The 21,615-nt window shown below is 66.7% G+C and carries 24 protein-coding genes and 1 tRNA gene; 9 read left to right on the top strand and 16 right to left on the bottom strand.

The features are described from left to right. Positions 1–32 precede the first annotated feature (32 nt). Both AC4JJG_RS14785 and AC4JJG_RS14780 read left to right on the top strand, forming a co-directional pair. Complete coding sequence (locus tag AC4JJG_RS14785; RefSeq protein ID WP_495398145.1) at positions 33–302, top strand: hypothetical protein; 270 nt, start codon at positions 33–35, stop codon at positions 300–302. Between the two features lie 209 nt (positions 303–511). After that, positions 512–1,186, top strand: a complete 675-nt coding sequence (locus AC4JJG_RS14780; protein WP_005171581.1) for a Crp/Fnr family transcriptional regulator — start codon at positions 512–514, stop codon at positions 1,184–1,186. 99 nt (positions 1,187–1,285) lie between these two features. On the opposite strand, the gene AC4JJG_RS14775 is transcribed toward AC4JJG_RS14780, so the two are convergent. The 6 genes from AC4JJG_RS14775 to sp36 form a co-directional block, all read right to left on the bottom strand. Further along, positions 1,286–2,128: an MBL fold metallo-hydrolase gene (locus tag AC4JJG_RS14775; RefSeq protein ID WP_495398146.1), complete on the bottom strand. Its 843-nt coding sequence runs from the start codon at positions 2,126–2,128 to the stop codon at positions 1,286–1,288. A gap of 38 nt (positions 2,129–2,166) precedes the next feature. Further along, a complete protein-coding gene (locus AC4JJG_RS14770) occupies positions 2,167–3,285 on the bottom strand; it encodes a flotillin family protein (protein WP_495398147.1) in 1,119 nt (372 codons plus the stop codon). Between the two features lie 104 nt (positions 3,286–3,389). Next, positions 3,390–3,617 (bottom strand): NfeD C-terminal domain-containing protein, encoded by a 228-nt coding sequence (locus tag AC4JJG_RS14765; RefSeq protein ID WP_495398148.1) that lies wholly within the window; start codon positions 3,615–3,617, stop codon positions 3,390–3,392. A 22-nt stretch (positions 3,618–3,639) separates the two neighbouring features. Continuing rightward, on the bottom strand, positions 3,640–4,401 hold the full coding sequence (locus tag AC4JJG_RS14760) for a sulfite exporter TauE/SafE family protein (RefSeq protein ID WP_495398149.1): 762 nt from the start codon (positions 4,399–4,401) through the stop codon (positions 3,640–3,642). A gap of 22 nt (positions 4,402–4,423) precedes the next feature. Further along, the gene (locus tag AC4JJG_RS14755; RefSeq protein ID WP_495398150.1) at positions 4,424–4,900 is read right to left on the bottom strand and encodes a RidA family protein; all 477 of its coding nucleotides are present in this window, start codon (positions 4,898–4,900) and stop codon (positions 4,424–4,426) included. Between the two features lie 5 nt (positions 4,901–4,905). Then, the gene (gene sp36 / locus AC4JJG_RS14750) at positions 4,906–5,070 is read right to left on the bottom strand and encodes a Sp36 family protein (RefSeq protein WP_495398151.1); all 165 of its coding nucleotides are present in this window, start codon (positions 5,068–5,070) and stop codon (positions 4,906–4,908) included. Between the two features lie 43 nt (positions 5,071–5,113). On the opposite strand from sp36, the gene bagA reads away from it, so the two are divergent. Continuing rightward, entirely contained in the window at positions 5,114–6,160 is a 1,047-nt protein-coding gene (bagA, locus tag AC4JJG_RS14745) for an ATPase BagA (protein ID WP_495398152.1), read from the top strand. After that, entirely contained in the window at positions 6,160–7,266 is a 1,107-nt protein-coding gene (gene bagB, locus AC4JJG_RS14740; RefSeq protein ID WP_495398153.1) for an ATPase BagB, read from the top strand. The genes bagA and bagB overlap by 1 nt, the downstream gene beginning before the upstream one ends. A gap of 182 nt (positions 7,267–7,448) precedes the next feature. Here the strand turns inward: bagB and AC4JJG_RS14735 are convergent, their stop codons facing one another. After that, positions 7,449–7,763, bottom strand: a complete 315-nt coding sequence (locus tag AC4JJG_RS14735) for a WhiB family transcriptional regulator (RefSeq protein ID WP_495398154.1) — start codon at positions 7,761–7,763, stop codon at positions 7,449–7,451. Positions 7,764–8,117: 354 nt separating this feature from the next. Here AC4JJG_RS14735 and AC4JJG_RS14730 point away from each other — a divergent pair, with 354 nt between their 5' ends. From AC4JJG_RS14730 to AC4JJG_RS14720, 3 genes are all read left to right on the top strand, one after another. Next, positions 8,118–10,574 carry a penicillin-binding protein gene (locus tag AC4JJG_RS14730; RefSeq protein WP_495398155.1) on the top strand — a complete coding sequence of 819 codons (2,457 nt, stop codon included), beginning with the start codon at positions 8,118–8,120 and terminating at the stop codon, positions 10,572–10,574. Positions 10,575–10,643: 69 nt separating this feature from the next. After that, a complete protein-coding gene (locus AC4JJG_RS14725) occupies positions 10,644–11,660 on the top strand; it encodes a metallophosphoesterase (RefSeq protein ID WP_495398156.1) in 1,017 nt (338 codons plus the stop codon). 20 nt (positions 11,661–11,680) lie between these two features. Beyond that, entirely contained in the window at positions 11,681–12,382 is a 702-nt protein-coding gene (locus AC4JJG_RS14720; RefSeq protein ID WP_495398157.1) for a haloacid dehalogenase type II, read from the top strand. Between the two features lie 169 nt (positions 12,383–12,551). Here the strand turns inward: AC4JJG_RS14720 and AC4JJG_RS14715 are convergent. Beyond that, positions 12,552–12,625 (bottom strand) — tRNA-Pro (locus tag AC4JJG_RS14715). A 92-nt stretch (positions 12,626–12,717) separates the two neighbouring features. On the opposite strand from AC4JJG_RS14715, the gene AC4JJG_RS14710 reads away from it, so the two are divergent. Further along, on the top strand, positions 12,718–13,764 hold the full coding sequence (locus AC4JJG_RS14710; protein WP_495399562.1) for an acyl-CoA dehydrogenase family protein: 1,047 nt from the start codon (positions 12,718–12,720) through the stop codon (positions 13,762–13,764). Here the strand turns inward: AC4JJG_RS14710 and AC4JJG_RS14705 are convergent. Both AC4JJG_RS14705 and AC4JJG_RS14700 read right to left on the bottom strand, forming a co-directional pair. Beyond that, positions 13,751–15,112 carry a dipeptidase gene (locus AC4JJG_RS14705; RefSeq protein WP_495399563.1) on the bottom strand — a complete coding sequence of 454 codons (1,362 nt, stop codon included), beginning with the start codon at positions 15,110–15,112 and terminating at the stop codon, positions 13,751–13,753. The genes AC4JJG_RS14710 and AC4JJG_RS14705 overlap by 14 nt on opposite strands. Before the next feature lie 160 nt (positions 15,113–15,272). Continuing rightward, complete coding sequence (locus AC4JJG_RS14700) at positions 15,273–15,452, bottom strand: hypothetical protein (RefSeq protein WP_495398158.1); 180 nt, start codon at positions 15,450–15,452, stop codon at positions 15,273–15,275. A gap of 82 nt (positions 15,453–15,534) precedes the next feature. Here AC4JJG_RS14700 and AC4JJG_RS14695 point away from each other — a divergent pair, with 82 nt between their 5' ends. Next, on the top strand, positions 15,535–16,482 hold the full coding sequence (locus AC4JJG_RS14695; RefSeq protein ID WP_495398159.1) for a helix-turn-helix domain-containing protein: 948 nt from the start codon (positions 15,535–15,537) through the stop codon (positions 16,480–16,482). A 10-nt stretch (positions 16,483–16,492) separates the two neighbouring features. Here the strand turns inward: AC4JJG_RS14695 and AC4JJG_RS14690 are convergent, their stop codons facing one another. From AC4JJG_RS14690 to AC4JJG_RS14665, 6 genes are all read right to left on the bottom strand, one after another. Further along, positions 16,493–16,948 carry a hypothetical protein gene (locus AC4JJG_RS14690; RefSeq protein WP_495398160.1) on the bottom strand — a complete coding sequence of 152 codons (456 nt, stop codon included), beginning with the start codon at positions 16,946–16,948 and terminating at the stop codon, positions 16,493–16,495. A 62-nt stretch (positions 16,949–17,010) separates the two neighbouring features. Further along, a complete protein-coding gene (locus AC4JJG_RS14685) occupies positions 17,011–17,445 on the bottom strand; it encodes an organic hydroperoxide resistance protein (RefSeq protein ID WP_495398161.1) in 435 nt (144 codons plus the stop codon). Positions 17,446–17,536: 91 nt separating this feature from the next. Continuing rightward, positions 17,537–18,187 carry a hypothetical protein gene (locus tag AC4JJG_RS14680; RefSeq protein ID WP_495398162.1) on the bottom strand — a complete coding sequence of 217 codons (651 nt, stop codon included), beginning with the start codon at positions 18,185–18,187 and terminating at the stop codon, positions 17,537–17,539. A gap of 44 nt (positions 18,188–18,231) precedes the next feature. After that, positions 18,232–19,626, bottom strand: a complete 1,395-nt coding sequence (locus AC4JJG_RS14675; protein WP_495399564.1) for a hypothetical protein — start codon at positions 19,624–19,626, stop codon at positions 18,232–18,234. Between the two features lie 93 nt (positions 19,627–19,719). Next, positions 19,720–21,015, bottom strand: coding sequence for a lipase family protein (locus AC4JJG_RS14670; protein WP_495398163.1), 1,296 nt, complete (start codon positions 21,013–21,015; stop codon positions 19,720–19,722). A gap of 70 nt (positions 21,016–21,085) precedes the next feature. Then, entirely contained in the window at positions 21,086–21,613 is a 528-nt protein-coding gene (locus AC4JJG_RS14665; protein WP_495398164.1) for a gluconokinase, read from the bottom strand. Positions 21,614–21,615 lie beyond the last annotated feature (2 nt).

The following is a 21,615-nucleotide window of genomic DNA, read 5'->3' as shown; positions in this document are numbered from 1 at the left end:
TCCGGGGCCCCCGATTGTGTTTACTGGTCCCCATGCAAGGACTCGCCGCGCTACTTTTCCCGGCCGTGCTGATGCTCTTCGCCCTGGCCATGGAGAAGGTGCAGGCGAAGACCGACCGACTCGTGGTGACCCGCGATCACGTCGAGGAATTCCTGGAGTCGGCCGGTGCCGCTCAGGTGGACACGCTGGCCAAAGAGGGTTTCCCGGCCGCGCTCGACGAATTCCGCAACCGCCGGGCGAAGCCCGACGCGGTGAACCCGGATCTCGCCGCCGTTCTCGACTCGCCCAAGCGCGCGAGCTGAATCGTCCAGGCGACGCAACCGCCATCCTCGCCACCCCACCCCGACGACTCACGTCAATCGGCGGCGCAAGTGACCCATTCAACACTTATGCTGACTGTGAGGGGTAGCGTTGCAGTGCGACCAAGAGGGCATGGGCACACGTGTGCGCACGATCGACGTCGACCACAGCTTTGCAACACACGAGTGTGAATGTACGAGAAAGGTTCCTAGTGGAGGAAGTACTGGCGCGGGCCGGCATATTTCAGGGTGTTGAGCCATCTGCCGTCGCGGCACTGACGAAGCAGCTCCAGCCGGTTGATTTCCCGCGGGGACACGTGATCTTCCACGAGGGCGAGCCCGGCGACCGGCTGTACATCATCCTGTCCGGCAAGGTGAAGGTCGGCCGTCGCTCGCCGGATGGCCGCGAGAATCTCCTCACCATCATGGGACCGTCCGACATGTTCGGTGAGCTGTCGATCTTCGACCCCGGCCCCCGGACGTCGTCGGCGACGACAGTCACCGAGGTGCGCGCGGTGTCGATGGACCGCGACGCGCTGCGCGCCTGGATCAAGGATCGTCCGGAGATCGCCGAGCAGCTGCTGCGGGTGCTCGCCCGTCGTCTGCGCCGCACCAACAACAACCTCGCCGACCTGATCTTCACCGACGTGCCCGGCCGTGTCGCCAAGCAGCTGCTGCAGCTGGCTCAGCGCTTCGGGACCCAGGAGGGCGGCGCACTCCGCGTCACGCACGACCTGACGCAGGAAGAGATCGCGCAGCTCGTCGGTGCTTCACGTGAAACCGTGAACAAGGCACTCGCCGACTTCGCTCAGCGCGGCTGGCTTCGCCTCGAGGGCAAGAGCGTGCTCATCGCCGATTCCGAGCGACTGGCCCGGCGCGCACGCTGACCGTCGCGGGAGTGCGTGGTCTCGATACGCACACTCGCTACGCTCGCGGGCTACTCGACCAGCGAGTCTCGCCGCGGAGGCCTGCCGGTCGTATCGACGTCACACGTGGTGATGTCGTAGATATTCCAGCTGCGCCTTCACCGACATCCGAGCGGCGGGCCACAGTTTCTTGTCGACGTCGGCGTAGACGCGACGGACGATCTTCATCGGCTTTGCCTTGTGCGGTGAGACGCCGAGATCGTCGAGTGCGGCGCGGATCTGATCGATCCGCTCCTCGCGGTGCGCCTTGTAGTAGCGGGCGACCGGAACGAGGAGCGGATGCTCCGGACCGTGCGCCGGCAGGAGAACGCAGTCGTCGCCCTCGACGATCAGCCGATTGAGCGAGTGCAGGTAGTCGGTGAGGCTGCCGTCCGACGGATCGAGCACCGTGGTGCCCCGGCCGAGGATGGTGTCACCGGTCAGCATCGCGCGCTGTCCGTTCCATTCGACGAGGAAACTCGTCGAATCCCCGGTGTGGCCGGGGGTGTGCAACACGGTGATGCGAAGTCCCGCGACCTCGATGACCTCTCGGTCGTGCAGCGGTCTGCCGTCGCGGCAGTGCTTCGTCAGCCGCGCCCGCACCGGCGCACCACTCTGCTTGTGAATCCGGTTGATGCCGCCCACATGGTCGAAGTGGCGATGAGTGATCAGAACCAGCGCGACGTCGTTCTCCGCGACGATCTTCTTCACGTGCCCCTTGTGCTTCGGCGGTCCCGGATCGACGACGACGCACTCCGACGATCCGGGCGCACGCAGCAGCCAGGTGTTGGTGCCGTCGAGTTCCATCACGCCCGGGTTGTCGCACAGCAGCACGGATGCGAAGGGCGTGACCTCACGAACGATCCCGTAGGCGGGATGGCCTGCGGCATCGATGACCGGGGTGTCGTCACCGTTGTCACTCATGGCTCGACACTACCCACCCGACGGTCCGCCGAAAACGATCAGGATTGCGCTGGGCTTTGGGTTTCCTCGACGACGCGCGGCGCCAGATCGTTCTGCAGGCTCTTCAACAACGAGGCACCCTGCGTGACGATCCCGGTCATCAGTTCGTTGACACCCTCGGCGCCGTTGAAGACCGTCAGGTTCGACGATCCGAGGCCGCGGGCCATCTCGCCGACCAGCGCCGGGAGCTGTTCGATGAGTTGCTGATCGAGGGCGATCCGGTTGTTCTTCGCCGCGGCCGCCGACTGGATCTCCAGCGCCTTGGCCTCCGCCTCGGCGATGATCTGGGTGCGTCGCGCCTCCGCCTCGGCCGGCTTCACGACCTCCGAGATCAGCTGCTGCTCCCGAAGATCGGCCTGCGCCTGGGCGAGCACCGACTGTTCGCGGATGATCTCCTGGTTGACGCGGGCCTCGGCGAGCGGACCCGCCTGTGCCGCTTCGGCATTCGCCTTGTCGGTCTCGGCGCGGATCTCCGCTCGCTTGATGGATGTCTCGCGTTCGTAGTCGGCCTGATTGCGCAGGGACTCCTGCTGGGCCTTGGCGGATTCCTGGTCGGCGCGCGCCTTCTCCACCGCGGCTTCCCGCTGCACCTTCGCGATATTCGGGGCGGCGAGCGCGTTGATGTAGCCGGAATCCATGTCGTCGATGGACTGGATCTGGAAGGAGTCGACGACGAGCCCGATCGAACCCATCTCCCGCTTCGACGCCTCGAGCACCTGCCGTGCCAGCGTGTCCCGCTCGCGGATGATCTCCTCCACCGTCATCGAGCCGACGATCGAGCGCAGATGCCCCGAGAAGATCTGTCCGGTCAGCTGATTCATCTCCGCCTCCTGCTCGGAGATGAATCGCTGACCCGCGTTCACGATGGACCGCTCGTCGCCGCCGACCTTGTGCGCGATCACGGCGCGCACGTTGAGCTGGATGCCCTGGGTGGTCACACAGATCTCGCGAATCTGCGCCTCGTGCAACGCCATCGAGAGGAAGCGCACCTTGCGCAGCACGGGCATGACCCACTTGCCGTGTCCGACAACGACATCGAACGGCGCGCCCTCGGTACCGGATTTCTTGCCCGAGATGAGCATGGCTTCGTCTGGCTCGGGAACGTAGTAGCCGAACATCGGGCCTCCTGGATCATCAGCGGACGTGGATCGTCACACTTTTGACTGCTGATGCTACGGCCGGGTTCCGTCTGTCATTCGAGTAGGCGACCCGTTTCCGCGACTCAGCCGGGCAGCGACAACCAGGGCTCGACCTCGACGATCCGGTCGGCCCGCTCACCGATCACCAGGATCGTGCGCTCGGCTTCCACGGGCAGCGACGACACGGCGAGGAAGCGTTCGGTTCCGCCTGCGAAGGACAGCTCGACCTCACCCAGAGCCTCACCCCCACCACAGGAGATGGTGACGACACCGGTACGGCCGACGAGCCCCGAACCACCGTCGTCCGTCATGTCACGCCTCCGTCGATCGACGTCAGAACACCAGATCGTATCCGAGCTTGCCGACCATCACCACGACGACCACGAGCAACACCCACCGCACGAAACCACTGCCCCGTCCGAGCGCCATATGCGCCCCCAGTTGAGCGCCCGCGATATTCGCGGCCGCCAGCGCGAGTCCCAACAGCCAGAGGATGTGCCCCTGCCATGCGAACACGCAGAGCGCACCGAGATTGGTACCGGTGTTGATGACCTTCGCCATCGCCGAACTCTCCAGGAAGCTGGTGCCCACGAGCGCGGAGAGCGCGATGATCAGGAAGGTGCCGGTCCCCGGACCCATCACGCCGTCGTAGAACGCGATCACCACGCCCGCCACCGCGAGCCCGGCGACGATCGACCAGCGGGGCTTGGGAACCGCTGCCCCAGAGGCGAATCCGGGATTGAATGCCACGAACAGCCCCACCGCCAGCAGTAGGCAGAGGACGATCGGCTTGAACACCGACGACGGCAACGAACTCGCCAGATACGCACCGGACGCCGAGAAGCACAGCGCCGCCACGAACACCGGCCCCAGACGTCGAATGTCGATGGCGCCCGGCAGTTTTCGCGCATACGCCAACGCCGCGGATGCGGTGCCGAAGACCGCGGCGAACTTGTTGGTGCCCAGCGCGGTGGCCGGCGCCAGGCCCGGATACGCGAGCATCAGCGCCGGGATCAGCACGAGACCACCACCGCCGACGACGGCATCGACCCAGCCCGCCAGTGCCGCCGCGGCGATCGCCAGTGCGATCTCCATCAGCGAGCGGTGAGCCCGATGATCAGGCGACCTCGACGATCATCTCGACCTCGACGGAGGCGCCGAGCGGCAATTCGGCGACACCGACGGCGGAACGTGCATGCACACCCGCCTCGCCGAAGATCTCGCCGAGCACGTCCGATGCGCCGTTGATGACCGCGGGCTGACCGGTGAATCCGGGAGCCGAGGCGACGAAGCCGACCACCTTGACGATGCGCACCACGGAATCGATGCCGACGAGGGCATCGATCGCGGCGAGTGCATTGAGCGCGCACTGCCGGGCCGCGGCGGTCGCCTCGTCCGGCCGCACGATGCCCTCCGCACCCTCGGACACCTTGCCGGTCGCCGACGGCGTGCCGTCCACCATCGGGAGTTGCCCCGAGGTGTACACGTGCGCACCGCTGCGGACCGCGGGCACATAGCTGGCCACCGGTGCGGCGACGGGCGGCAGGGTGATGCCGAGTTCGGCGAGGCGGGCCGACCATGTCCGGGATGTCACGGCGATCAGCCCTTCGGGCGCTTCATGTACGCGACGTGCTGTTCGCCGGTCGGACCGGGCAGAACACTGACGAGCTCCCATCCGTCGGAGCCCCACTGATCGAGAATCTGCTTGGTGGCGTGGGTCAGCAACGGAACGGTCGCGTACTCCCAGGCGGTGACTTCACTCATGGACCTAGCCTATCGGGTGATCGAAGGTGGTTAAGGTGATGCGGTGGTCACCAATGCAGAGCCCTCCGACGCCGCACAGGCGGGGGCCGACAGCTGGTCCGACAACGAATGGCCGGAATCGGCTCGTCGGGCACGGCTGCACTTCGTCTCGGGGAAGGGCGGAACCGGTAAGACGACCGTCGCCGCAGCACTGGCACTCGCCCTCGCGGCCGACGGCAAGAAGGTATTGCTGATCGAATGCGAGGGCCGTCAGGGCATCGCCCAGCTCTTCGACATTCCTCCGCTACCGCCGACCGACACCCGTATCGCCACCGCGTCCGGCGGCGGTGAGGTGTCGGCTCTGGCCATCGACATCGAACATGCGCTGCTCGAATACCTCGACATGTTCTACAACCTGGGCTTCGCGGGACGGGCGATGAAGCGCATCGGCGCCATCGATTTCGTCACCACCGTGGCACCGGGTCTTCGGGACGTGCTGGTCACCGGAAAGATCAAGGAACGCATCATCCACGCCGACAAGCAGGGCAACCGTGTCTACGACGCGGTGGTCGTCGATGCGCCGCCCACCGGCCGCATCGGCAACTTCCTGGACGTCACGAAGGCGATGGCCGATCTTGCGAAGACCGGCCCCATCCGCAACCAGAGCGACGGCGTGGTGAAGCTGCTGCACTCGCCGGACACCGTGATCCATCTGGTCACGCTGCTCGAGGCGATGCCCATCCAGGAGACCGTCGAGGCGGTCGAGGAGTTGCGCGCCAAGGACCTGACGGTCTCGACGCTCATCATCAACCGGGTCAGCCCGACGCTGCTGCCGATCGACACCGTCGACGACATCGCCGAGGGCCAGATCGATGCGCCGCGCGTCCTCCAGAATCTGGAGGCCGCGGGAATGCAGGTGAGCGAGGCCGATCTCGCGGGCCTGCTCACCGAGACCATCGAACACGCCACCCGACTGCAGGCGCAGCAGGTGGCCAAGGCCCAACTCGACAACGTCGAGATCCCGACCCTCGAACTCCCCGCATACAGCGACGGCCTCGATCTCGGTTCGATCTACGACCTGGCGAACATCTTGCAGAAGGCAGGTGCCTGATGTCCCTGGACCTGAAGATGGGCTCGATCCTCACCGATCCGTCCACCCGTGTCGTGATCTGTTGTGGCGCGGGCGGAGTCGGCAAGACGACGACCGCCGCCGCGATGGCGATGTACGCCGCCGAGCACGGACGCACGGTGGCGGTGCTGACCATCGACCCGGCGCGACGGCTCGCACAGTCGCTGGGCATGACCGAACTGACCAACGACCCGCAGCCGGTGCCGCTGGATCTGGCGCCGGATGCAAACGGTTCGCTCGACGCGATGATGCTCGACATGCGGCGCACCTTCGACGAGATGGTGCTCGAATACTCGACGCCGGAACGCGCCGAGGCGATCATGGAGAACTCCTTCTATCAGACGATGGCGTCCTCGTTCTCGGGCACGCAGGAGTACATGGCGATGGAGAAGCTCGGCAAATTGCTGGAGCAGGATCGCTGGGATCTGATCGTCGTCGACACCCCGCCGTCACGGAACGCACTGGACTTCCTCGACGCACCGCAGCGCCTGGGATCGTTCCTGTCCGGGCGGCTGATGAAGGTGCTCGTCGGCGGCGGCCGCGGCGTCGGCCGCATGGTCACCGGCGCGGTGAGCATGGCGATGCGCGGCGTCTCGACGATCATCGGCGGCGACATGCTGCGTGACGTCGCGCTGTTCGTGCAATCGCTGGATTCGATGTTCGGCGGCTTCCAGGATCGCGCGCTGAAGACCTACGAACTTCTCAAGCGGCCGGGCACGCAGTTCGCCGTGGTTGCCGCGGCGGAACCGGATGCGCTGCGCGAGGCGGCGTTCTTCGTCGACCGGTTGTCCGAGGAGAAGATGCCGCTGGCCGGTCTCATCCTCAATCGGACCCATCCGAATCTCACCTCGATCTCCGAGGCGACCGCCGAGGCCGCACTGGAGTCGGTGACCGACGAACTGACACGCGGCGTGCTGGAGGTCCACGCGAATCGTGCGGAGACCGGGAAGCGGGAACTTCATCTCCTGCAGCGGTTCACCGCATCGCACCCGCAGGTGCCGATCGTCGGTGTGCCGTCGCTGCCGTTCGAGGTCGCCGACGCGACCGCGCTGCGGGCCGTGGCCGAGCAGATCACCGGTCGCGGCTGACCTCGAGCGCTCCCGGGATCGTGATGGGCGACTACGGTCTCGATACGCGGCGGACTTCGTCCGGCGCTACTCGACCGGCATCCAACGCACCCGCATCCAACGCGCAGCCGGATACCCGACAACTGCTGGTCGAGTAGCGCGAGGCGCCGGCCGAGCGCGAATCGAGACCGGGGAGGCGGCGGTCAGCTGACGATGGCGGTGTGACGCCGCTTCTGGGCGTCGAAGAAGTTCGCCCACGAGGTGACCTCGGGGTGCTGCCGGAGCAGTGCACGACGCTGACGCTCGGTCATGCCGCCCCAGACACCGAACTCGACGCGATTGTCGAGGGCGTCGGCCCCGCATTCGAGCTGCACCGGGCAGTGCCTGCAGATCGTCGCAGCCTTTCGCTGCGCGGCTCCGCGTACGAACAGGTCGTCGGGGTTGCCGCCCCGGCACCGTGCCTGAGAAACCCATGCCAGTCGTGCGTCGTCTCCGGTGGTAACCGCCGCAATTGCCATCCGCCGACCCCTATCTGTCGTGTATACCGCCAGTCGCTCTGCGGATCACCGACTGATGGTGTTCCACATGGCCCCGACTTTCTGACCAAGAACGTGGCCACCTCGTCGCGGGCCGTTGCCCTCGCCGGACCCGGTGTAACCGAGTCGACCTCCCGAACATGGATGTTAGGTGAGTCACATTCTGTGCCCAATTTAAGGATCCGTGCATGTAAGCGCAAGCCCTGTGTCCTAGAAAATGGGACCACCGTGCAAACTCTCGACATCTCCCCTGGTCAGCGCCGCCGACACCCCGTGTGAGCCGGGCACGATTCGGTAACCGTCGTTGTCTGGTCGATCACACGTATCCTGAGCGGTGTGCGTGCGTCTCTCTCCAAGAAGATCTGGCCGCTGGCCGGTGCCTGCCTGCTGGCCGGTGTCCTGGTCGCTGGTCTGCTGTTCCCGGTAGCCAGCGGCTTGGGCGTGGTGTCCAACCGCGCCGCGGCGACCGTCGAAAACGTGTCGTCCGAGCTCATGAACGGGACGCTGCCCGAGGTCACCACGATGACCGACAATCGCGGCGACCCGATCGCGTTGCTCTTCGACCAGTACCGCTATCAGGTCGGCTACAACGACATCTCGCCCGACATGATCCGCGCGATCATCTCGATCGAGGACCGCCGCTTCCTCGAACACGACGGCGTCGACTGGAAGGGCACCATCCGTGCCGCGCTGAAGAACCAGTCGTCGGGTGAGGTCCAGCAGGGCGCCTCCACGCTCGACCAGCAGTACATCAAGAACTATCAGCTGCTCGTCCTCGCACGCACCGAGGCCGACCGGCAGGCCGCCATCGAGACCACCCCGGCCCGCAAGCTGCGCGAGGTCCGCATGGCGATGACTCTGGAGCAGACGCTCACCGATCAGGCCAAGCGCGACAAGGGTCTCGACGACGCAGCCGCCAAGCAGGAGGCCAAGAAGCAGATCGTCACCCGCTATCTGAACGTGGTGCCGTTCGGCAACAACTCCTACGGCATCGAGGCCGCCGCCCAGACGTACTTCGGCATCCACGCCAAGGAACTCAAGGTGGAGCAGGCCGCCATGCTGGCCGGCATGGTGCAGTCCAGCAGTGGATTCGACCCGTACAACAATCCCGAGGGAGCCACCGCCCGCCGGAACACCGTGCTGGACACCATGATCCAGAACTTCCCCAATCGGCGCGACGAACTCATCGCCGCCAAGGCGAAGCCGCTCGGCGTGCTGCCGCAGCCCAAGCTGCCGACCCAGGGCTGCATCGCCGCGCGCAACGACGGCTTCCTCTGCGACTACGCGCTGCAGTTCCTCGCCGAGAACGGACTCTCGCGCGACTCGGTGATGCGCGGCGGATACATCATCAAGACCACCCTCGACCCCGACGTCCAACGGTCGACGGTCCGCGCCCTGCAGTCACAGTCGAGCCCGGATGCCGACGGGGTGGCCGAGGTGATGAGCTCGATCCGTCCCGGCAAACAGCGCCACGACATCGTCGCCATGGGTTCGAGCCGGAACTACGGACTCAAGGTCAACGCCGGGGAAACGGTGCAGCCCCAGCCGTTCTCCCTCGTCGGCGACGGCGCCGGGTCGGTCTTCAAGATCTTCACCGTTGCCGCCGCGATGGAGAAGGGCATGGGCATCAACACCAACCTCCAGGTGCCCGGCTCGATCGCGGTCTACGGCATGGGCAACAGCGGCGGGGCATTCGGCTGCCCGCCCGGAGCCTTCTGTGTGAAGAACGACGGCCGCTACCCGGCATCGATGTCGGTGACCAATGCGCTCGCGCAGTCGCCGAACACCACCTTCGTGAAGCTCCTCCAAGAGGTCGGTGTGAAGCCGACGGTCGACATGGCAGTGCGGCTCGGCCTGCGCTCCTACAACGCACCCGGCACCTCCGGCTTCGGCGAGAAGAGCATGGCCACCTACGTCAAGGAGGGCAACCTCGGTTCGTTCACCCTCGGCCCGACGCCGGTGAACGGTCTGGAATTGTCCAACGTCGCGGCCACTCTCGCTTCCGGCGGTGTGTGGTGCCCACCCAATCCCATCGATTCGATCAGCCGTATCAAGCGCGACGCGTACGGCAATCCGGTGATGACGCCGGACGGCAAGCCCGCGCTGATCCCGGTGCCGTTCAGCATGCCGAAGTGCGAGCAGGTCGTCGAACCCGGTCTGGCACAGACATTGGCCATCGCCATGAGCCGTGACGATCAGGCGGGCGGCACCGCGGCCGGCGCCGCAGGCTCGATGGGCTGGAGTCTGCCCTCGTCTGGCAAGACCGGAACCACCGAGGCGCACCGCTCCTCGGCATTCCTCGGCTTCACCAACCAGCTGGCCGGCGCCGCGTACGTGTACAGCGACGGCCCCAATCCGTCGGGCATCTGCTCGGGTCCGCTGCGTAGCTGCGGTGACGGCGACCTCTACGGCGGCATGGAACCCGCCCGCACGTGGTTCCAGGCCATGAAGCCGGTGGCCACGAACTTCGGACCGGTGAATCTGCCATCGCCGGATCCCAGGTACCTGTCGGGCACCGACCGCGGCCGCATCCCGGATGTCTCCGGTATGCCCGCCAGTTCGGCCACCGCGCGACTGCAGGCCGCGGGCTTCAAGGTGAATCAGCTCGATGTCGACAACAAGCGCAAGCAGGGCACCGTGGTGTTCACCGCACCGTCCGATTCGGCGATGCCCGGCAGCACCGTGACGATCTACGTCAGCAACGGCCGCGGTGCGGGTGACGGCAAGCCGACCGAGACCACCGTGGAGGTGCCGGGAGTCGGTCCCGTGGTCATTCAGATACCCGGGAACTGACACCGGGTCGAGATCGGGGCGGGACTCGACGCCCGTGCCCCACACGGACGTTGTGCGTATCCTGGGGTGATGGCTCAGCTCGACACATCCCGTTTGCTTCGCGTCGCATCCGCAGGTCTGGCCGCCCGGGGAGTCTCCTCTCCGGTCGCCGCCCGCGCGGCCGGCGGCCTGGCCGGACTCGCCGCGGCGGGCCTGTTCTACTCGACGGTGATCGAGCGGAATGCGTTCGCCCTGCGGCACGACACGCTCGCCGTGCTGGAGCCGGGTACCGCCCCGCTGCGTGTTTTGCACATCAGCGATCTGCACATGATGCCGAACCAGCGGCTCAAGCAGGCGTGGGTGTCGGAGCTGGAAGCCCTCGAGCCCGATCTGGTCGTCAACACCGGCGACAACCTGGCCCACCCGCAGGCGGTTCCCGCGGTGATCCAGTCGCTGGGCGGTCTGCTGTCCCGGCCCGGCCTGTTCGTCTTCGGATCGAACGACTACTTCGGTCCGCGGGCGAAGAATCCGCTCAAGTACTTCAAGACCGACCACACGCGGACCTTCGGTGATCCGCTGCCCTGGCAGGACCTGCGGGCGGCATTCACCGAGCGTGGCTGGCTGGATGCCACCCACACGGTCCGCGAACTGGAGGTCGGTGGCGTCCGGGTCGTCGCGGCGGGCGTCGACGACCCGCATATCGAGCGCGACCGCTACGACACCGTCGCGGGCCGTCCCAATCCGCTTGCCCACCTGCGTCTGGGCCTGACCCATTCGCCGGAGCCACGCGTGCTCGACAAGTTCGCCGACGACGGCTACGACCTCGTCCTCGCCGGTCACACCCACGGCGGACAGCTGTGTCTGCCGGTCGTCGGTGCACTGGTCACCAACTGCGAGATCGACCGCTCCCGCGTCAAGGGCGTCTCCAACTGGGGTTCGACGATGAAGCTGCACGTCAGCGCTGGGCTCGGCACCTCTCCGTTCGCGCCCGCACGGTTCTGCTGCCGTCCGGAGGCCAGTCTGCTCACCCTCACCCCGGTGTCCAACGGGGACGCCGAGTTCGACGCCGAGCAGTCGTTGCCGCAGTTGGCCACCGAACGGATCTGACCGGGCTCTAGGCTGGGCGCGTGACAGCTATCGACGACGTCCGAATCCTGGCCTTCGATACGTTCGGCACCATCACCGATTGGCACACGGGGATCTCCGGTGCTGTCCGGGAGGTCATCGGATCGTCGGTGGACGCGGGAGAGTTCACCCGCGAGTGGCGTCGCCGCTACGGGCCGATCATGGCGCGCGTCGAATCCGGCGAGTACCCGTGGCGCCGCCTCGACGACCTGCAGACCGAGACCCTCACCGACGTGGCCGCGCTCTTCGACGTGAATCTCGATGCCGCACAGAAGGATCGGCTCGTGCGCGCGTGGCGGGTGATTCCCGGCTGGCCCGACTCCTCGCCGGCACTGTACCGGCTGAAGAAGCGCTACATCATTGCCGCGCTGTCCAACGGGACCGTCGCACTGCTCACCGACATGGCCAAGCACAACGACTTCCCCTGGGATGTCATCGGCGGCTCCGATCTGTGGCGCCGCTATAAGCCGGCCCGCGAAACCTATTGCGGCATCGCCGATCTCCTCGAAGGCCAGCCGCACGAGGTGATGATGGTCGCGACCCATCAGACCGACCTCGACGCCGCCCGCGGTTACGGCCTGCGTACCGCGTTCATCGAACGTCCCGACGAATGGGCGGGCGAACCGAAGGACGACTCCGGCTCACCCGAAAACGACTTCCACGCCACCGACCTCGCGGACCTCGCCGACCAACTCGGCGCCTGACCGGGCGGTTCTCCCACAGAATTTTCACGTCACAGCATGACCAACCGGATTATCCAGTCGGGCATGCTGTGGCGTGAAGTTTTTGTGGGGACAATGGCTGATCGGCCCCAGACAAACGAGGAGGCCCCGACCTCGCGGTCAGGGCCTCTTCTGCAATCTCAACCTTGCGTCGGGGTGGCGGGATTCGAACCCACGACCTCTTCGTCCCGAACGAAGCGCGCTACCAAGCTGCGCCACACCCCGTGTGTAGCCTGCGATAGCTTACCCCCACGACCGGTGCCGGGTTAAATCGGCTGGTCAATCGACGTGTATCCGCACCGATCGGTACGTTGGGAATCGTGACCGATCCCGAGATCCGGCGCACCCAGCTGGTCGCCGACGCTTACCGAATCGCCGACGAGGTCCTGTGGCCCGGGGCCGCCGAGGTGGACCGGACCGGCGCCATCCCGAACAGCCATTGGGCCGAGCTGGCCGATGCCGGCCTGTACGGCATCGCCGCACCCGAGGCGGCCGGCGGTCCGGGGTTGGCCTTCGATCAGATCCTCGAGGTCCAGGAGGTGCTGGCCAGCGGCGATCTGGCGACGGCCTTCGTCGCGTTGCAACACCACGGCGTGGTCATCTCGCTCGCGAACACCTCGAATACCTCCCTGCGGGACGAACTGTTCGCGGACGCCACGCAGGGCCGGATACGAGCCGGTGTGGCATACGCGGGTGTGGTGCCGCCGACCCCGCGCATGCGGGCGTCGCGCGTCGACGGCGGCTGGGTCTTCAACGGGTACGCGCCGTTCGTGAGCGGCTGGGGTCTGATCGACTTCCTGCAGATCTCAGCCCGCGACACCGAGACGAACGACGTGATCGCGGCGATCGTCGCGCTGCGTCCCCCACCGGCAGCCATCACCGCGCGTCCGCTTCCGCTGAGCGTGGCCGAAGCCACCCGAACGGTGGCTCTCGCCGTCGACGACCTGTTCATCGCCGACGAGCAGGTTGTCAATCGCGTCAGCTATGAGCAGTTCTTCGCGAATGAGAACGTCGGTGTCCGCATCAACGGCACGCTGCCGTTCGGACTGGTGCGACGGAGTACCGCACTGCTCGACGCCGCGGGATCCACCACGGCCGCACGGGCTCTGCGGGAGCGTTCCGCCGAGGTCCGCACCCGGATGAACGAGTCCATCGACGATACGGATGCACTGCTCGACGCGCGTGCCGACGCGGCGCGGCTGGCCGTGGAGGCGACGTCGGCACTCATTTCCGCCGACGGCGGCCGGGCACTCCTGCGCGGCAGCCATCCCGAACGACTGGCCAGGGAGGCGACCTTCACCTTGGTCGCCGCGAGCCGTCCGCGCCTGAAAGATCTACTGGTACAGCGTTTCAGCGACGGGTGAACCGGCGGGCGTAGTCGCGCAGGAAAATCGCCTGGGCGACCGCGAGCCGTTCGATCTCCGACGGATCCACACTCTCATTGGGTGCGTGGATCAGGCAGGCGGGCTCCTCGACGCCGAGCAACATGATCTCCGCGTCGGGGAAGGTGTCCGCGAAGACATTGCACAGCGGAATCGATCCGCCCTGTCCCATCTGCAGCACCTCATCGACCCCGTAAGCGGCGCGCAGCGCATCGACCATCGTGTCGAAACCGGGACCCGAGGTGGCACCGCTGAACGCTGCGCCGTCGGCTTCCCGTTCGATGGTGACCCGGGCGTGCCAGGGCGTCGCGGCCTTCAGATGCGCGATCAATGCATCCTGTGCGGCAACGGAATCCATGCCCGGCGGCACCCGCAGATTGATGCGGGCCCGGGCCCTCGCCTGCACGGCGGCCGACGACCCGGCCACCGACGGACAGTCGATCCCGAGCACGGTCACCGCCGGGCGTGCCCAGACCATATCCGAAACACGGCCCGAGCCAACGAGATCGACGCCGTCGAGGACGATGGCATCCGAGCGGAAGTCGTCGGCGGGATAGTCCGCACCCGGCCACGTCGCGGTGTTGTCGAGCCCGTCGATCGTTGTGTTGCCCTCGGCGTCGCGCAACGATGCCAGCATCGCGATGAGTGCTGCGAGTGCATCCGGTGCCGCACCGCCGAACATGCCGGAATGCATTGCCGATTCCAGGGTTTCGACGTCAACCACGACATTGGCTGTACCGCGCAGACTGGTCGTCAAGCTGGGCCGGCCGACACCGGCATTGCCGGAATCGCAGATCAGGATGGCATCGGCGCGCATCAATTCGGGATTCTCGGGGACGAACTTCTCCAGTCCGCCGGTTCCCTGCTCCTCCGAGCCCTCACCGACGACCTTCACGGTCACCGGAATATCGTCACCCAGTGCGCGTAATGCCGTGAGCGCCATGGCGATGTTGCCCTTGCAGTCGGCCGCGCCACGGCCGTACCAGCGTCCGTCACGTTCGGTCAGCGACCACGCGGGCGACTCCCATGCGGCGTCGTCCAGAGGCGGCTGCACGTCGTGATGGAAGTAGATGAGGACCGTCGGCGCATTCTCCGGCCCCGGCCGGATGCCGGTGACAGTGGAACTGCCGTCCGCAGTCACATGTGCTTCGACGTCACTCAATCCCAGGTCGGCCAGGGCGGTCACCAGCCACTGCACCATCCGGTCACAGTCCTCGGGCACCGGCCCCTTCGGCTCGTACACCGATGCGAAACCGACCATCTCCGCGAGATCCTCACGGGCACGGGGCATCAGCTCACGCACGCGGGCACGGATCTCATCGTCATCGATTGTCGCCACCCCGCCATCCTCCCACGGATTCGACGGCCGTCGAGGTGACCCTGCGGCGGAATCCCGCGGTGGTCAGCGGCGCCGGGTGCATTCTCCAACTCGGCAGCGTCGTCAGAGCCGATGCGGCGTCGGATATCACGAACCAAGAAGGCGTAACGCCTCACGAGCAGTCGCGACGGTATCGCCCCAGCAGGATCAGTTCGTCGTGGATGCGTTGCGAGTCGGCACCGAATCCGAACGGTGTCCGGTTGAGGTGTTCGGTGTCGCGTGCGGACCGGTAGACGAACACGGTCGTCGGCAACAGGATGAGGACGAGGAGGGTGATGATCGATGCAGTCATGACAGAAATTGTTCTTGCATCAAGATTCCGCCACCAGTGGCATTAATGTCGACATGGGCAAATAATCTGCCAAACTGATGGGGTGTTGAAGACCGTCGCCGCCCTGCTGTACGACCACGTCGCCCTCTTCGAGTTCGGGGTGGTCAACGAAGTGTTCGGACTCGATCGCACCGACGACGGTGTGCCCGCGTTCGATTTCATCGTCGGCGGCATCGAACCCGGGGTGCCTCTCGACGCGGGGAACGGCATCACGATCACCCCACCGAATTCCTTCGCCGACTGTCTGGATGCCGACCTGGTCGCGATACCGGCCGGCACCACGAGCGGCAACATCCCGCCCCAGGTGATCGAGACGCTGCAGGCCGTCGTCGCGAACGGCGGACGGGTGCTCACGGTCTGCAGTGGCGCATTCGCGGCAGGCGCCGCCGGATTGCTGGACGGCCGACGTTGCACCACGCATTGGCGGTACGGGGCGAAGCTCGCACGCATGTACCCGAAGGCGATCGTCGATACCGACGTACTGTTCGTCGACGACGGGCCGATCACGACCAGCGCCGGGACCGCGGCAGGCATCGATGCGGCTCTCCATCTCGTCCGGACCGAACACGGTCCCGAGGTGGCGAACCGGATCGCGCGCCGCATGGTGGTCTCGCCGCATCGCGACGGCGGTCAGCGTCAGTACGTCGAGGCGCCGGTGCCGGAATGCTCCGACGATTCATTTGCGCACGTACTGGAATGGATGATCGACCATCTCTCCGACGACATCACGGTCGACGTCCTGGCCGAGCGCGTGCACATGTCCACCCGCACCTTTGCCCGGCGGTTCGTCGACGAGGTGGGCGTGTCACCGCACAAATGGCTGACCGAACAGCGGGTGCTGCATGCACGACGACTGCTCGAGTCCACCGATCTGACCATCGACGACGTCGCGGCCCGCGCCGGCTTCGGCTCGGCCACGCTCCTGCGGCACCATTTCAACTCGACGGTCGGCGTGGCACCGATGATCTATCGCCGTCGTTTCGCGCGCTGAGTCTCGTGGCTCAGTCGGCGTAGGAGTCCCGGAAGGACACGCGCGGGGTCGTCGCCGTGTGGTAGATCGCCAGCCCCGCGAAGACCACGGTCGCGAGACCGAACACCACGGCCAGCACGATCGCGGCGACGTGGACCACGGTCCACGTGGTACCGCCGACGCCGTCGGTCGCCAGCACCGCGACGACCGACAACGCGGCCCCGATCAACGCCCATGCGGCGCTGCGGATCCGGGGGCCGACGGTGGACGCATAGAACAGGCGTTGATAGATGGCGAGTTCGAATTCGTCGACGGCGGCCAGACGGACCGCGTCGTCGCCTGCGATGTCCCGGAGTTCGCGTGCCAGCGCCACGTCCCGTCGGAGCGTGTCACTCTCCCGGTCGCGATAGCGCACGAATGCGACGACGGCGATTGCCGCTGCGATCAAGCCCAGCCCCAACGTCAGAGCCCAATTCCAGTTCTCCACGCCCACACGCTACATGCGGCCGGGACCGAGAAGTGCGGCAGGTCACACCTGCGGCGTAACCCTCAGACGCGGACGCTGATGGTGTGGTCGATGTTGCCGCGCGTGGCCTTCGAGTACGGGCAGAAGGCGTGTGCGGCTTCGGCGAGTTCCTTCGCCGTGGCCTCGTCGACGCCGGGAATGTAGGACTCGATGTTCGCCGTCAGCCCGAAGCCGCCATCGGCCGGGTCCTTGCCGATGCCGATGGTGACGGTCACGGTCGTGCCCTCCGGGACGGGCGTTCCGGCCTGCTTCGACGTGGCGCGCAACGCACCGAGGTAGCAGGCCGCGTAGCCCGCCGAGAACAGTTCCTCCGGGTTGCTGCCCTCACCGTTGCCGCCCATGGCCTTCGGCAGGCGCAGGTCGAGGTCGATCTGGCCGGACTCCGAGACGACCTGTCCGTCTCGTCCGCCGCCGTTGGCGGTGGAGGCAATGGTGTACACGGGATCGATGGTCGACATGGGTTTCCCTTCACGAGTGGAGTCTCAAACAGTCGGTCACCCGCGACGTTACGTGGTTGTCCCGGCCGGTGCCGCGGCGTTCACCTGACGGTCAGCGCGCGCGGAACATCCGGGAGGGGCGCATCCGGGTGGATTCCGGCAGCCACTGATTCACCGAGCGCTGCAGGGTGAACAGGCCGGCGAGGATCAGCAGCGCGAACTGCAACCACCCGATGATCGGCATGGCTCCCCAGATCTCCGGATACCGGAACAGCAGGTCGATGCCGATCGGGATGCACAGCAGATTGATCACGACCGCCGACAGGAAGAAGTTCCGGCAGTTGCGGCTGTGGTGGGTGACGGTGGCGACCAGCAACGCGTATTCGATCGCCAGGAACACCACGATCATCACCAGCATGAGCACCGGATAGAAGTTGGCGAGCGAATCCACCTGCCCCTCCGGATCGGCTGTCCGCGGATTGCTTGCCACACCCTCGAGAAGCCGCACGCGGAGCAGGTCCTTGATGGTGCCGAGGTTGAGGAATCCGTAGATCACCGATACGAGTCCGCACGCCGCGGCACCCCAGAACGCGACCCGTGCGTGCAGTGCCAGGGCAGCAGGAACCGGGCCCGGCTCCGGCGGACGCGGTGGATACAGATTGGCCATGTCCCGATCGCGGGACGACCTCTCCATGGCCAGCAGATCCTCGGCATCGAGCTCGGCCTGGGTGGGCACGCGATCCGGATCCTCGGCTTCCGACATGGCCCGATTCTGCCACTACTGACGCCGGTCGAGTAGCGGCCCGGTCAGCGGCCGATCTTCAGCATGCGGCCGAGGGTGGCCTGCCAGAGGGTGCCGTCGGCGGTGATGGTGCCGGTCAGTTCCATTGGCTCGTCCACCGGTCCCTGCCCGACCGGTAGCGTCGTGACTCGTTTGCCGGTCGCGAAATCCGTTGCCACGTAATAGATCGGGCCGAGTTGCTGAATCCCGGGCCGATAGGCGCCGTAGCCGAGTGCGTGGATGAGCCCGTCGGACCGCGACAGTCTGGGGAGTGTGGCGATCCGGTCGTTGTTCTCCCACACCCGCCGACAACCCTGCGCTGTGACGTCGATGCGGGTCGACCCGCCCACGAAGGGCGCGGCGGCAGGCACACTCGGACCCGTGACCGCCATCGGCGGGTACTGGTAGCCATAGGTGCTGGGAATGACCAGCGAGTTGCCCCGGGCCATCGGCGAGTTCTCGGTGCCCTGACCGGACGTCCGGAAGGCAGGCATCCGGCACACCGAACGCCCGGTCCCGCTCTCGAAGACCAGCAGATCCGGACGGTCCGCGTTGTCCACGATCGCCACCCAGCCATCACCGCCCGGGCCGAAATAGGTTGGGGTGGTGCCCGATCCCCACGTGAGCTGGCCGGGATGGCGGGCCGGACCACGATCGTAGGCACGGCGCCACACCACGCGCGGCACACCGTCGGCGCCGGCCCGCATCTCGTAGAGCGCGTGTGTCGTCAGCACCGACGTCCCGGTGCGCCGCACCGACAATCCGTTGCCGAGTTCCTCGCCGCGCGGCAACCGGGCCGACCGGATGCGCTTCGCCGCGTCGACGGTGCCGATGACCCCGCGGGTGGTCGCGAACCAGATCCGGCCGTCGAAGTCCGGTGCGAGGCCGGTGATGGCATCACCGGAAGGCACATGCCGGGACACGTCGATACGGTCGTCGGTATAGATCTGCCAGGCACCTCCCGAACGACGGTGTGCCACACGCAGAATCGACCCGGAACCATCGGCGACGACGACCCGGTCACGGTCGTCGAGGTACCCGTAGACACCGCCTAGCAGACCACCCTTGGCGAGTTGCAGACGGGCGAGCGGCGCGGCCGTCCGCGGGTCGAAGAGCGTGACCACCGGCGCCGCGAAGGCCGGCGGCACGGTGGCGACGTACTGCGTGCACAACGAGATCGGCAGGCCGTCGCGGCCGACGAACGTGGCCGCACAGGCTCCGCCCGGAACCGACGAGGCCCGCAACCGCGCACCCGGGCCGGGCCCCGGGAAAGGCGTCGAATCGCTCGACCACAGATCGCCGTGCATCAGCGAGGTGCCGGTCGGTCCCACTCCGGTCGACGGCCCGGGAGCGGGCGCGGCCGGCTGTGCCGACGCATCACCGATGATTGACGACGGCAGCACCGTCAATAGCAACGCCACACAGATCGCGACCAGAGCGATTCCACGTCCCCGACAGACATTCAGCACGCTGACAGCCAACCACACCCGGTTGCGCGCGCACAGTGCGCCGGGTCAGCGATTGAAGTTCGCGAGCAGGAAGTCCAGACCGGGGGCCAGCGTGGGCAGCATCGGGATCACGTGATTGGCGATCGACTTGGTCAGGATCGGCGGCGTCGGATCCGTGACGAACCGGACGTCGGCGCCCTGCGCCCGCCAGTCCCGCACCATCGTCGCGACCTGACCGTACGGGATCACGTCGTCGTTGAGACCACCCTCGACGAAGACCGGCGCATTGGGCTTCAACGATCCGATCCGTTGTTCGGCAACGACTTTCTGGAGCTCCGGATAGCGGTTGATGACCGAGCCCAGCGTCTCTCCGGTGCGCGTCCAGTTCTTCGTCTGCTGGAATGCGAAGTGCAGGATGATGTCTCCGATGCACTGCTGCGACACCGTCGCCAGCGCGGCCTTGCCCGCCGCGTTCGTCTCCTTCCGCACGACCTCGTCCACCACCGGATAGCGCGCGGTGAGGCCGTTGATCGCAAACCCGATGGCGCCCGCGATGGTCGTGCCGTCGATGGCGCCGATGACCCGCGACAGGTCGGCGGGCGGGGCACCGGCATAGGTGGCCTTGACCTTCAGTTCCGGCGCATAGGTGCCCGCGAGTTCGGCCGCCGACGCCGCCGCGCCACCACCCTGCGAGTAACCCGCGAATCCGACCGGCGAATCCGTCGGTGCCCCGGCCACTTTCAGTGCAGCTCGCGCGCCGTCGAGCATCGCCTGTCCCGTCTCGCGCCGATTCACGTAGGTGTGCACACCCGGGGTGCCCATGCCGATGTAGTCGGCCACGAAGACCCGCACGCCGTTCATCAACAGGTAGTACATCTCCGGCGCGGTGTAGTTCACGCCGATACTCGGCTTGGTGACGTCGACCGACATCGGCATCGCGAACATCTTCGACGGAGCGCATTGATCGGCCTGGCCGATGGTGCCGGGTCCGACGACCACGGTCGGCCGCGGACCGCGGCCACGCCACGGCATCGTCGGCTCGATGGCGGTGCCGGTGGTCGCGGCGGGTTTCCCGTCCTGATACGACGAGGTGTACATGACCCGCTTGGCCGTGCCCGGCCACTGATTCGGCACGCCCGGAATCTGGAGCACCAACGGGCTCGCCTGCGAGCGGATGATCGAACCGGGTTCGGCGGCGAACCGCGCGGGCGGCGTGTAGAAATCGCCGGCCGATGCCGTGGCCGTCACCGCGGAGAGGCCCGCGCCCACGATCGCGGCACTCGTGCACAGTGCCGCGACACGGCGCACCAGGCGGCCCCGACTCGACGACTCCATTGGGATGTTCCCCGACATATGTTTCATGGATGGGTAAGCTACCGCACAGTAACCTGGTCGGGTGACCCGGGCCATGATTGTGCAGTCAACTGACTGATCAACTGCTCGACGAGCCCCTATAACGACTGGTCACGATCGCTTCCACCAGTTCGTCGACGGGCCGCTGGACGTCCAGGACGATGCCCGCCTCGTCCGCGGCGGGCGGTTCGAGAGCGGCGATCTGGGAGTCCAGCAGCGCGGCCGGCATGAAGTGCCCCCGTCGGTCCGCCAACCGCGCCTCGATGATGCGCCGCGGACCACTCAGATATACGAACCAGATCGTCGGCGCATGCGCACGGAGCCGGTCACGATGCGCGCGGGAGAGCGCCGAACAGGCCGCCACTCCTCCGTCGTCGTGGTCGGCAAGCCATCGACCGACTTCGTCGAGCCACGGCCACCGGTCGCTGTCGTCGAGGGGATGTCCGGCGGCCATCTTCGCGATATTCGCCGCCGGATGAAGATCGTCGGCGTCGAGAAACGGAACGCCGAGGCGGGTCGCCAGCGCCCGGCCGACCGCCGTCTTCCCGGAACCGGAAACGCCCATCACGACGATGGGCGTCGTGATGGGCGTGACCCTGTCGGACATGG

This window comes from Gordonia sp. B8661-1, assembly GCF_059427765.1.
This window is presented reverse-complemented; position numbering and strand designations above follow the sequence as displayed.

Excerpts from the sequence above, each read along its gene's own strand:
- AC4JJG_RS14785 (WP_495398145.1), top strand. The coding sequence starts at position 33 with ATGCAAGGACTCGCCGCGCTACTTTTCCCGGCCGTGCTGATGCTCTTC.
- AC4JJG_RS14775 (WP_495398146.1), bottom strand. The coding sequence starts at position 2,128 with ATGAGTGACAACGGTGACGACACCCCGGTCATCGATGCCGCAGGCCAT.
- AC4JJG_RS14770 (WP_495398147.1), bottom strand. The coding sequence starts at position 3,285 with ATGTTCGGCTACTACGTTCCCGAGCCAGACGAAGCCATGCTCATCTCG.
- AC4JJG_RS14765 (WP_495398148.1), bottom strand. The coding sequence starts at position 3,617 with ATGACGGACGACGGTGGTTCGGGGCTCGTCGGCCGTACCGGTGTCGTC.
- AC4JJG_RS14760 (WP_495398149.1), bottom strand. The coding sequence starts at position 4,401 with ATGGAGATCGCACTGGCGATCGCCGCGGCGGCACTGGCGGGCTGGGTC.
- sp36 (WP_495398151.1), bottom strand. The coding sequence starts at position 5,070 with ATGAGTGAAGTCACCGCCTGGGAGTACGCGACCGTTCCGTTGCTGACC.
- bagB (WP_495398153.1), top strand. The coding sequence starts at position 6,160 with ATGTCCCTGGACCTGAAGATGGGCTCGATCCTCACCGATCCGTCCACC.
- AC4JJG_RS14735 (WP_495398154.1), bottom strand. The coding sequence starts at position 7,763 with ATGGCAATTGCGGCGGTTACCACCGGAGACGACGCACGACTGGCATGG.
- AC4JJG_RS14725 (WP_495398156.1), top strand. The coding sequence starts at position 10,644 with ATGGCTCAGCTCGACACATCCCGTTTGCTTCGCGTCGCATCCGCAGGT.
- AC4JJG_RS14700 (WP_495398158.1), bottom strand. The coding sequence starts at position 15,452 with ATGACTGCATCGATCATCACCCTCCTCGTCCTCATCCTGTTGCCGACG.
- AC4JJG_RS14685 (WP_495398161.1), bottom strand. The coding sequence starts at position 17,445 with ATGTCGACCATCGATCCCGTGTACACCATTGCCTCCACCGCCAACGGC.
- AC4JJG_RS14680 (WP_495398162.1), bottom strand. The coding sequence starts at position 18,187 with ATGTCGGAAGCCGAGGATCCGGATCGCGTGCCCACCCAGGCCGAGCTC.
- AC4JJG_RS14670 (WP_495398163.1), bottom strand. The coding sequence starts at position 21,015 with ATGAAACATATGTCGGGGAACATCCCAATGGAGTCGTCGAGTCGGGGC.
- AC4JJG_RS14665 (WP_495398164.1), bottom strand. The coding sequence starts at position 21,613 with ATGTCCGACAGGGTCACGCCCATCACGACGCCCATCGTCGTGATGGGC.